Here is an 11,552-nt window from a genome sequence, read left to right on the forward strand (position 1 = left end):
TGAAACTTTGGAGAATGGAAATATGTTTAAAAAAACTATAATCGCTAGCGCATTAGCTATGGCCGCTTTTAGTTCACAAGCCGCAGTTGTTGCTGTTACAGCTGACGTTGTGTCTCAAGAAGGTGCGGCTGGACAGGCGAGCATCGCTGTTCCAAGTACATTAATTACACTTGGCGCTGAGTATGCAGTAAACGATACAATTACTATCACTGTTTCAGGAGCAGAGTTTGCTACTGCCTTATCTACCCCTTCATTAGTATATGCTGATGCGTCAGGCGGTGATGCCTCAGGAACAGTAACTTTGGGTTTGTTAAACTCTACAGCTACTAGTGTTACATATCGTATTACCGAAATTGATGTAGCTACAGGTGATGCAATTACAACAGCTGATACATTAACTTTCACTGGCATGGTTTTGACTACTTCAACAGTATTGGATGCTGTTGGTGATATCTCATTGTCGTACTCTGCTTTAACAAATACTGCGCAAGCTCTTGATGGAACTGGTACGCTTACTGATATTTCTAACACAGTGGTTGCACAATTCTCAGGGTCTACTACTTCAGTGTTAAACGGTATAATTGATGTTGAAAATGATCGTCAGCAATTTACTGCCGTTGCACCTGATACTGCGACTACAGATACTTTTGTTGTGACGCCAGTTGAAGCGGCTGCAGCTGTACATGATGCAGTGTATGACGGTGCTACATACGTAATCACTGGTGACTTCTCATGGATGGAGACTGATGGTGATGCAGGTATTGATGCTGCTGAATTGGCTGCTGCACTTGCTGTAACTGGTGCTGGTGACGATACCTTTGCTTCTGTCATAAATGCTGGTGCAACTGCAATAACTGTAACAGCAACTGATGCTGGTGCGGATGCTGTTGAAGCAACTACATTTACCTTTACTAATGCTGGTGTTGGTACTGGTAATGCTGTGTTAAGTGTACAAAGCTTTACTGTTGACACTACTCTTAATTACACAACTGCCGCTGCCGCTGCTGCAACCAAAATGGTTCAAACTGGTGCGTCTGCTGGTGCATGGACATTGAATGGTGCACAAGCATTGTTTAACTATGTAGCAGTTGGTTACACAGGTTTGCAAAACTCTATCGTAATCAGTAACACTGGTATTAAAGATGGCGGTGTGGTTGTTGAAGGTTTTGATGAAGCTGGAAACACTTACGGTCCTATGACTATGGCTGATACGTTGACTGGTGGTACTCAGATGACAGTTACAGGGCCTAACATTATGGATCTATTGACTGTTCCTGCAGGCACAAAACTTACTTTAACTATTACTGTTAATGCGCCTGATGCTGATGTTGACTTCAGTGGTTATACGCAGAAAGCGGGTACTGGTCGTCAGTTAATGGCTGTTAAATACCTTTAATTAGTAGTTATCTAATTAGTTGAAAGCGGCCGTAAGGCCGCTTTTTTGTTTTCGTGTTTTATGATCTGCCCAACTCATTCTCCATATACACACTCTTCTAACATTTCCATTTCTTTCTTTGCATACATATTTCAATCAACGTCGATTCACCTGAAAGTATTTATAAGCTTTTGGGACTGTCTATAAATCTAGAAAGATAAGCTTTAGATATAGGTTTATTGTTTAAAGCTAAACGAGATAAAGTATCTTTCTGGTTCATCTACTGCTTGCTCCAGTGCATCACAATGCAAATACCCGAGAACCAGCTGCATATTAACATCCAACCCGATCACCTAATAACATTGAAGCCGATCACCTAATAACATCCATCCCGATCACTCAATAACATCGAAGCCGATCACTTTTTGGTTAAAATGTTATTCAGTGACCGACTTAATGTTATTGCCCAACTTTTACTTTTTTTTGTCTGTCCAGTAGGTGTTTTTAACCGTTATTCTTTTCATTTTTGATGGTGAGAATAACTATGCCAATGGCACCTATTTCAATGCGTAAGTTAAAAGAGATTTTAAGACTCAAATATGGCTGTTTGCTCAGCCATCGAAAAATAGCCAAAAGCTTATCTGTTTCAGCGTCAATCGTGTCTGTTTATGCCATTCGTGCAACCTCTCTTGGGATCACTAGCTGGCCGCTTGATGAAAAATGGAATGATGAGACACTTCACCGAGCATTCTTCAAAACCAAGCCTAAGAGCAAGGGTTACATCATCCCTAATTGGTCTGTTGTCCAGCAAGAGCTGAGGCCGAAAACGATGACCTTGCAGTTATTGTGGGAAGAATATGGTGAGCGGTATCCAGAAGGTTTTTACAGCTACAACCACTTCTGTCGTCTATATAAAACATGGCTAAAATGTCAAAAACCGTCCATGCGTCAAAACCATAAAGCAGGTGAGAAACTGTTTGTTGATTATTGTGGACCCACCATGAATATTGTGGAATCAACAACGGGTGAATGCCGCACAGCGCAGGTTTTTGTAGCAGTCATGGGCGCATCTAACTACACCTTTGCAGAGGCAACGTTTAGCCAAAAACTCGAAGACTGGGTGATGAGTCATGCACGATGCTTTGAATTTCTGGGTGGCGTACCTGAATTGGTCATCCCAGATAACTTAAAAAGTGCTGTGACAAAAGCGTGTCGTTACGAGCCGGATCTGAACCCAACCTACCAACAACTCGCCGCCCATTACGATACCGTTATCGTGCCTGCCAGACCTTATAAACCCAAGGATAAATCGAAAGCTGAGGTGGGTGTTCAAATCGTTGAACGTTGGATAATGGCGCGACTTCGCAAGGAAATCTTTTTTAGCTTGCGACAATTAAACCAAAAAATACAGACACTTTTAACCGATTTAAATCAAAGGCAAATGAAAAAGCATCCTGGCTCAAGGCTATCCCAATTTGAAGCGATAGATAAACCCGCACTGAAACCTTTGCCGTCACAACCTTATCGCTACACCTTAGTGAAACAGGTCAAAGTGCATATTGATTATCACATCGAGATTGAGAAACATTACTACTCGGTGCCACACGCCTTGATCAAGAAAAAGCTAGAAGCACATGCTACGGGGCAACTGGTCACACTTTATCATCAAGGGGTACAAGTTGCCGTTCATCCAAGATCATACCGCGTGGGAGGTCACAGCACCCTAGATATCCACATGCCAATCGCCCATCAAAAACAGCAGCAATGGACCCCCGAACGATTTGAAAGTTGGGCAAGAAAATTCGGAAAATCAACCGAGCAATTTGTCATTCAACTCATGCAAACCAAAAAACACCCCGAGCAAAGTTACCGTGCCTGTATGGGTGTATTGAGTTTAGGGAAAAAGTTCACAGACAAACGACTTGAAGCCGCTTGCTACCGAGCGTTAGCAACAGGTGTTACGCGAGTAAACCAAGTGAAAGCTATCTTAGAGAAAGGTTTAGATAGCCAACCTCTACCGGAAAAACAGCTGGATCTTCTAAGTGAGATCGACCATCAAAATATCCGTGGCAATCATTATTACCACTAATAAAACCTAAGGAAACAACATGCAATCAGTGACGCAACAAATCAATACTCAATTAGTAACGCTAAAGCTAAGCGGCATACGTGATGCGTTATCACAACAAAGTGAACAACCCAATCTATACGTCGAACAAAGCTTCGAAGAGCGGTTATGTTTATTGCTTGACCATGAAATAACCCAGCGATATCAACGTAAAATTGAGCGACTGACCCGCCAAGCCAAATTTAGAGTTAACGGGACATTAGCACAGTTGGATTATGGTGCATCGAGGCAGTTAAACAAAACGCAGATCCGCTCATTGGCGCAAGGTGAATGGCTCCGTCTTCACCAAAACATACTGATCACAGGGGCAACAGGTTGCGGTAAAACCTATCTTGCCTGTGCGTTGGGTCATAACCACTGCCAGCAGGGAGAAAACGTTTACTACTTCAGGCTCAAAGAATTGCTTGAAAAGATGTTTATGGCACAAGCGGATGGCAGTTATCGAAAATTGATTAACAAACTCACGTCAGCGAATTTACTGATATTAGATGATTGGGGATTAGAGCCATTAACGCCGCAACAACGCAGTGATTTACTTGAATTAATTGATGCGAGGTATGACACAAAATCCACACTGATTGCGAGTCAATTACCGATAGAAAATTGGTACGATATGATCGGCGAATCCACACATGCAGATGCGATTTTAGATCGGCTTGTTCACGGGGCAATTAAGTTAGAATTAAAAGGCGAATCTATGCGAAAAAAACTAAATTCCTTGACTGAAGCCGATCACACAAGTTAGATTTTACTGAGTTCTACTGGAAGATAAAAAAGTGATCGTCTTCAATGTTATTGACCGATCGGTTTCATGTTATTACGCACCAGCTTTCGCACACTAGTTAGTTTTCGCCAAGCAATATGATATTGACTCGGCTATCTTCCATCAGCTCTTCCCTATGCGGAACATTTGGTTGTGTATTTCTGAATAATTGGTTGAAAGATTATGTACTTGAATTTATTGAAGAAGCGCAGTAGTAAGAGAGTTGGAGATATGGTCTATACAACCAAGAGCGGTCACAATTTGTGATTAGATTTTTCTGCTCCAATTCACTCATAGGTGTTAGCGATGTTAATATGTATTTTCAACATCAATGATGACTCTGATTATCGTCAAGAGAGAATAAAAAGACATTTTCTACTTAATCATTCTGTCGGTTTAACTCCCAGTAGCATTTTTACGAAATAGCAGTTTTAATTTCAATATGTTTGACTTCAACCTGATTGGAAAAAATAACGCTGAGGTCATTTTACGTGCCATGGGGCGCGTTTCTTTAAAAATCCAGAAACATACATAGCTGGCAAAGCAATAAGACACCAGCGTTGCCCAAGCTGCACCCTCTGCTTGCCAGACAGGAATGAAATAGAAATTCATTACAACATTAATTATTGCCCCTGACCCCTGTGACACTAGTGAAAATCGAACCAATGACTCGGCAATCAACCACTTACTTGTAATGGCCCGCATAAATACAAAACAACAAGCCCAAATTTGGATATTTAAAAGTGATGTGGATTGCTCGTAGTCAGAACCATATAAAAAGGGGATAAAGATAGGTGACAACATAACGGTGAATGTGATGATTAACAGTGAAAATGCAAACATACAATCTAACAGTAGCTGTAATGAATCGTTATATAATTCAACACTGACACTTTTATCGCTAAGTAACTTTGGGAAAAAAGCAGCCGCCAATGCCGTTGGGAAAAAATACCAAATTTCAGAAAATTTAACCGCAATGGAATAAATGCCTACTGCAGTTTCATCAACCATTATACCTAACATTAGCTGATCTATTTTCAAATAAATAACGGCGGCTATCCCAGAAAATATCAACCAGATAGATTCCCTAAGAAGTTTAATGCCATAACGAAAATCAATTTCAATTTTGTGTGATCTATTCCTTTTTTTGTAATAGGTCAATGCAAACACACCACCTACAACTGCCCATTCCACTGCTTGCACGACAATAAAGTTAAATAGAGAGGGGGTTGTGAAAGCGACTAATAACTTAATTACGCTGAAGATAAGTAATACAGATGTTCTAATCACAGCAATTGACTTAGATTGCATCCTGGACTGGAACCAGTGTTCAAATAAGTTGAATATGCTAAAGCTGTTTCCGACTACTAATATTACGACTAGTACGTAATGAGGTGATAGGACTTCAATAACATGGCCAGCCAACACCAATATACATACTGTCCCTAACAACACACCTAGCAGCCTTAGGGTCAACACTGTACCTATGATCTTCCCTTCGCTATGCTTCTCATTACATAACTCACGAATGACGATAGCATTGAGTCCTAACGCTATAAGTGGCGTGAATAAAGCGAAATAGGATAGTAATAAACTATAGGTACCAAAATACTTAGGCCCTAATTCACGGGCCATAACAATGTTTACTAATAATAATGCAGCCATTGTGAGTATTTTTTCCAGATACAGCCAAGCTGTATTGTGGAGCGCATTCTTTACGCTAACGGGTGATAACTGCAAATTTTACTCCGTGATTATTTTCGAAATACTGCCCGCAAAGCATAAAAGGAAAAACAAACAGTAGTTTGGAAGAATGGAAGTTTTTCAACTTCACGATAAATTTCCCATTGCCTAAGTGCTTTCTTAAATTTATTTCTAGAGATTGAGTTTGGTAGTATACGATATTGTCCCATGACTTTATTTAACACATGCGCTTGTTTGCCAGTTTTTAATAACTTTAACCACAACGCATAGTCTTGGCCTGTTCTTAACAGTGGCATCGATATATCACTGAAACCAGATTGCCGAACTATCACAGTTGAGCAACCTAGGGTCGCTTTTTTCTTAAGCATATCTTGGTAATTAAAACTTCTTACCTGATCTGCATCTACTTGTTTGCCGAGTAATCGGTCTAATTCATCGATAAGTTCGTAAGCTGTGAATGAAAAGTCAATGTTGTTTCCCATAAAATCCAATTGACACTCTAATTTATTTGGATGCCAAATATCGTCACTATCTAAAAATGCAATAAACTCTCCACTAGCTTGATCTATTGCTGCATTTCTGGCCTTAGCTGCACCCTGATTAGAAGGAAATTGAATTAATTTCACTCTGTTATCTTTTGCTCTTAGTTGTTTGATTATTTTGACCGAATCATCAGTTGAGTAATCATCAACAATTATCAGCTCCCAGTTATCATGCGTTTGGGCAAATACTGATTGAACTGTCTTTTCAATATATTTAGCAGAGTTGAAAGAGGGGGTGACTATTGAAACTAATTTTTTTACCATAAACCTATCATATTCATTTAAATTAACTGTAATGAGAACTATCTATTTGAACGATAGTTAATGTGAAACTACTTTGAAGAATCCTTTTATTCCATAACAACTCGCTTTCAAAGCTTTAGCGGGAGATAATTCTTTCTGGAATAGTCTTTTTATAAAAAAAGCAACAACAAAAGGTAAACCCCAAATACCATATACCCGTCTAATAATTGCACCTTTAGATACCAGCTGTAATTTGTCTTGATAATTACTCCCACTTGTTTCATCTGGATGTAATGATGTGCAAATAGGTTGGTACATTATTTTAAGCCCTTGGTTGAGACAGTCAGACAAAAATATATTTTCTTCTCCGGACTTAAATTCTGCTCCTAAACCAAAACGGGCATCAAACAGGATCGCGTTTTTAATCAATGCCTCGCGATTGCACATGATTTCGATTGAGCTTACCTTCATGATTGATAATCTATTGTGTAAAAAAGCTTCCTTTTTGTAATTTTTTCGTGTTTTCCGGCCATCAATTACATAGCAGGTGCTTATTACGTCACTACTGCCCTGCTCAAGCTCTTCAAAAGCTTGTAGGCAGCCATCAGCAATTACTTCCACATCATCATCTAAAAACCAAATGTATTTTGCTGTAGATGCTTGCAAGGCGTTATTACGATTGTTGGATAGCCCTATACTCTTGGTATATATGATTTCATAAGAGGGGGAACGTTCTTGTGTATTCGGGGTTTTAATATTTTCAAATGTTTGGCAACTAATTAATGAGCTGATACCCGTATTAGAATAAGCGTGTTCAGCGTGCTTTATTGCGCCGCTCAATCTACTTAATACAGTAGCAATTAATATTTGTTTGTTACTCTGATTTTGCATGTGAAATTCTTGTTCCTATTATTTTACTCGAAACGTGCTGATTAGTGCAAAAATTACCAATCGCCAGTTTTCGATATTCAATAATGATAAAATTTCACTAATCGGTAGAGAAACGCCCTGTATTCTAGCTTTAACTAGGAGAATACTTTTTTTGTGTTTTTTAAAAAGCAATTTTTCATGTTTCTTCTCAAACAGTTTTAATGCCTTTAATCTATTTGTTGTATTAGATGATATTCGATTTTGTTCGTGAGAAGTATGAAGTACATAACTATGATCTTTAGTTTTAAAAATACTTCCATATTTTTGAGATAGACGAACCCAGCAATCATAATCCTGAAACGCAGGCAACGATATATCAAACCCTTCTATTTCTTTCATTCTAGTTGTTAAAGTAAATACCTGATTGCCAATTCTATTATAATGCATGAGTGAAGTTAGAGGAATTACTCCATATTCACGCCCCTGTTTGACCCGAGTATTACCTTTATCATTAACGAGGCTAGCGGCAATCGCTGCATATTTAGTATCCCAATGGCCAAGAAGTTTGAGCAGGTGGTCAGGTAAAAACTCATCATCATCATCAATACCAGTAATATAGAGGCCTGATGCAATGTTAATCGCAGTATTTCTCGCGGCACACGCTCCTTGCGGTGTATTGTGGCAAAGGTATCTAATCATTGGATATCGATTAGCATAGTCACGTAATACCTCTTCTGTTCCATCACTTGAGCCGTCATCAACAATAATAAGCTCAATGTTTGCATAGTTCTGATTAACAACAGACATAATTGCTCTCGGTAGTAAAGTAGCACGGTTATGGGTTGGCATATATACAGATATTTTAGGTGACATTTAGCTTAGGCTCTTACTTAGGTATTTAATTTTTTACTTGGCGAAGTAAATGAAAATCTCTTACATGGAAGTCCAAAATACAATAAAAACTCAATTTGTATGAATGTTTATGTAGTAGGAACGATTAATGAAGTAATTAAACACTGTTTAAACGTAATAGAACTAACTGTAGCAAAAATTACTATAATGACAGCCTCCCAAACGTAACTGTTTAACATCTTGTTAGGTGTTCCAATGAGTACTTCTTTCTATCTTCTGGGCAGTGAAAAAAAATTGTAATTGGCCTTTACGTATATTTATAAAAAATATTATGTTCTTCACTAGTTCCTACCTTCGTCATTTTAAAATGACGCTTCAAGAACATTAAAACTCATAAATTATTTCATAAGTCTTTATTTAATCGCCGATACAACCTTATCCCATAAATCCGAAGATTCCTTTTTAAAGATTGTTCTTGGTGTTTCTGAAATCAATGAAGAATGTTCTAGTGCATAACTCATTTTCGATTCCAATTGTTCTCCAGAATTGTTTGGTACTAGTAGGCACTCACTCAACCCGTACTCGTCAAATAAATGTTCATATTTGTGGCTCCAACTAGTTCCCAAACAGGGTACACCCTGACTTAAAGCACTAACGCATCCGTGAAATCTTGAGCAAACAATTAGTTTGGCAACTGATATTATGCCTTTCACTTTTCTTGAATCTTGTTCATGGAAAATTTCTATATTTTTCTCAGACATATTGCGAATGAGTGTACAAATTTTCTCGTCCTCATGACCTTCATGGTTCAAAATGACAGGGGTCATGCCTTTCATATCCCCAATTTTAATGCATTCAGCTAGCAGTGATAAGTAATTATCTTTCCATTTGGAATCCACATTACGGTCACTCATCATATTATAGTTCGGTATGATTAACATAAGGTTGGTGTAGTCTCGCCAATGCTGGTCAACGATAGGGTTAACTAAATTAGTAAAATCGCCAAACTGCACAATATTAGAATGCTTACCTATAATATTAGTGACACTGTCATAACTCGACTTTTCTCTAGCGCATATTAGAGTTGCCTTAGGCAATGCTCTGCGGAGTCTGGAAACGTCAACATCTCTAGTAAATGGGCCAAGAGCTTGAGGAAGAAAAATGTACTTTTTATCGCTTTTGTTCATGCGTAATATTTCATTGCACAGGTGCTTAATTTTAGTGCTTCCCCATTGGTCTCCATATGCAAACCCAGATGCATCTAGAATAATATCGACGTCAGCCTCTAAAACAATACCGAAACTGTTGATTAGCCAACTTCGAATTCGTTTAGGAATAAAATAACTAAGCTTATTTAGGTCAAATCGTCCTTTTTTTATTGAAAATTTTTGAAGTGCGCCAATTTTTGCCCGCTTATCATATGGGGAGTTAGGACCAGGTTCTAGTACCAATCTAGCATTTGGGACTCGGTCCTGAAGCTGTTGGATAACAGCGTACAACATTAGCTCAGCCCCTTTATTTACAAATTGAACCCCTTTAACTTCAATAATCACTTACAAAATCTCCTTCAATAACATATCTGCTGATTTTTTTTGAGAAAATGGTATTTCTCCTGCCGGCATCGCATAACCGACGGCTATTAGCATTATTGGACGTTCAAAATATTGCAAACCCAATTTATTTTGCATCAGTCGCTCTCTACTTTCCACGTCCGGCCAATTAATTGGGCAACTAGATAACCCTAATGTCTCTAATGCCAGCATTAATTGCATTGCCGCTAAAGATGCGTCTATATAAATTACGTGCCTGTCTCGTTCAGACGGATAATTTGAAAGATCGCCTACTACGACTATCAATGCCGGTATATTTCCAGCAAAACCTACGGTACCCATTGCTAACTCTGCAATGTTTGAGGCTAGGGCACCATCAGCTGTATAGTTGAAAAAAAAAGGCTGTCTATTGCAGGCTGACGGGGCTAATGAGGCGCTATTAACGGCTTTCTCTAGCGATTTTTTTTCTACTTGCCTATCTTGATACCACCTTACCGATCTTCTTCTTGTGTAAAGTTGAGTCAGTTCTTCAAACTCCACTGAAGGAGCTGGTAGCGAAGCATGAGAGTAAGGAACTGACTTCGCTTTACTATGGTTACCACTAACTGGTTCATTGGTCGTTGCAAAAGTTGCTCGCGCTAATGATATACGTCCTTGATCCTCAACAACTTCAAAATATTTTTGCAAAACATCAGTGGCCCATTTTAATTCTTTTTTACAAAAGCCTTTCGTTTGAACCGCAAGTATAAATACCTCTACCGTTTCAAGAACGTATGCCTCAGCAAAGCTTGCTCGCCTTGGACGCATAATCAATCCTTTTTCCAATCTATGAATATTACGACGTAATAGAGCAGAACTATTATCCACTTGCTTTAGTTTTTTTTGAAATGATAAGCGTCCTAAAAGAGAAGCCTTATGCTCCCTATAAAAACTTCGATCCAAAATCAGGTAGTAAATGGATGCTGTGAATCCATTAATACTGAATAGTTTCACTGTTAATATACTAAAAGTACTCAAACATTTTTTTGCCAGTTCTTTAATAGAGCGTGGCAGTAGCTTCAATAAAATTGATTTCATGTAAACTCAGGTGTGATTTTAAAACCGAAAAAGGAGCAGTTGACTGACCAGAGTCATTGTCTTAAATGTGATCTCTATAGCGGTGATTCATTTTGTTTTAATATTTACTAAAAACTGTACTAAATAATACACCAGTGAAGCTAAATAACCCACTAGTAAAAAGACTAATTAAAGTCTTTTTGGGCCAATTCTGTTAGATTGTTTTTGTTCGACGTTAATTGTAAATAGAGTTTTTATACTTATGGGACCAGCTTAATAATTAAGTATGTAAGCGTTTTAAGGGATGTTTATTGTCAAAAACTTTTGTTCACTTAATATAAAAACGCTAAAACCTCTTTATGCTGGGCTTACCAGCCATTTTTAATATTATTAATGGCTATGTTTGTATTAACTGTTGTTGAACACTAAACATACTGTTTTTATTGAACTTTTCATCATTGTCCAAATA

At 38.4% G+C, this 11,552-nt stretch carries 9 protein-coding genes; 3 read left to right on the top strand and 6 right to left on the bottom strand.

The features are described from left to right. Nucleotides 1-22: 22 nt before the first annotated feature. The 3 genes from QZ488_RS11985 to istB all read left to right on the top strand — a co-directional run bounded on the left by QZ488_RS11985 (nucleotide 23) and on the right by istB (nucleotide 4,248). Nucleotides 23-1,396 (top strand): hypothetical protein, encoded by a 1,374-nt coding sequence (locus QZ488_RS11985; protein WP_293748948.1) that lies wholly within the window; start codon nucleotides 23-25, stop codon nucleotides 1,394-1,396. A 523-nt stretch (nucleotides 1,397-1,919) separates the two neighbouring features. Beyond that, nucleotides 1,920-3,464, top strand: coding sequence for an IS21 family transposase (istA, locus tag QZ488_RS11990; protein ID WP_293748950.1), 1,545 nt, complete (start codon nucleotides 1,920-1,922; stop codon nucleotides 3,462-3,464). 19 nt (nucleotides 3,465-3,483) lie between these two features. After that, entirely contained in the window at nucleotides 3,484-4,248 is a 765-nt protein-coding gene (istB, locus tag QZ488_RS11995; RefSeq protein WP_293748952.1) for an IS21-like element helper ATPase IstB, read from the top strand. Between the two features lie 414 nt (nucleotides 4,249-4,662). Here istB and QZ488_RS12000 read toward each other — a convergent pair whose 3' ends face one another. From QZ488_RS12000 to QZ488_RS12025, 6 genes are all read right to left on the bottom strand, one after another. Continuing rightward, nucleotides 4,663-6,006, bottom strand: a complete 1,344-nt coding sequence (locus tag QZ488_RS12000) for a flippase (protein ID WP_293748954.1) — start codon at nucleotides 6,004-6,006, stop codon at nucleotides 4,663-4,665. Between the two features lie 14 nt (nucleotides 6,007-6,020). Continuing rightward, a complete protein-coding gene (locus QZ488_RS12005) occupies nucleotides 6,021-6,776 on the bottom strand; it encodes a glycosyltransferase family 2 protein (RefSeq protein WP_293748956.1) in 756 nt (251 codons plus the stop codon). Nucleotides 6,777-6,833: 57 nt separating this feature from the next. Further along, nucleotides 6,834-7,646, bottom strand: a complete 813-nt coding sequence (locus QZ488_RS12010; protein ID WP_293748958.1) for a glycosyltransferase family 2 protein — start codon at nucleotides 7,644-7,646, stop codon at nucleotides 6,834-6,836. A gap of 18 nt (nucleotides 7,647-7,664) precedes the next feature. Then, nucleotides 7,665-8,498 carry a glycosyltransferase gene (locus QZ488_RS12015; protein ID WP_293748960.1) on the bottom strand — a complete coding sequence of 278 codons (834 nt, stop codon included), beginning with the start codon at nucleotides 8,496-8,498 and terminating at the stop codon, nucleotides 7,665-7,667. A 392-nt stretch (nucleotides 8,499-8,890) separates the two neighbouring features. After that, nucleotides 8,891-10,030, bottom strand: a complete 1,140-nt coding sequence (locus tag QZ488_RS12020) for a polysaccharide pyruvyl transferase family protein (RefSeq protein ID WP_293748962.1) — start codon at nucleotides 10,028-10,030, stop codon at nucleotides 8,891-8,893. Beyond that, nucleotides 10,031-11,104 (bottom strand): nitroreductase family protein, encoded by a 1,074-nt coding sequence (locus tag QZ488_RS12025; RefSeq protein ID WP_293748964.1) that lies wholly within the window; start codon nucleotides 11,102-11,104, stop codon nucleotides 10,031-10,033. Nucleotides 11,105-11,552: the final 448 nt, after the last annotated feature.

It is taken from the genome of uncultured Paraglaciecola sp. (genome assembly GCF_913020055.1).
GTDB lineage: Bacteria > Pseudomonadota > Gammaproteobacteria > Enterobacterales > Alteromonadaceae > Paraglaciecola.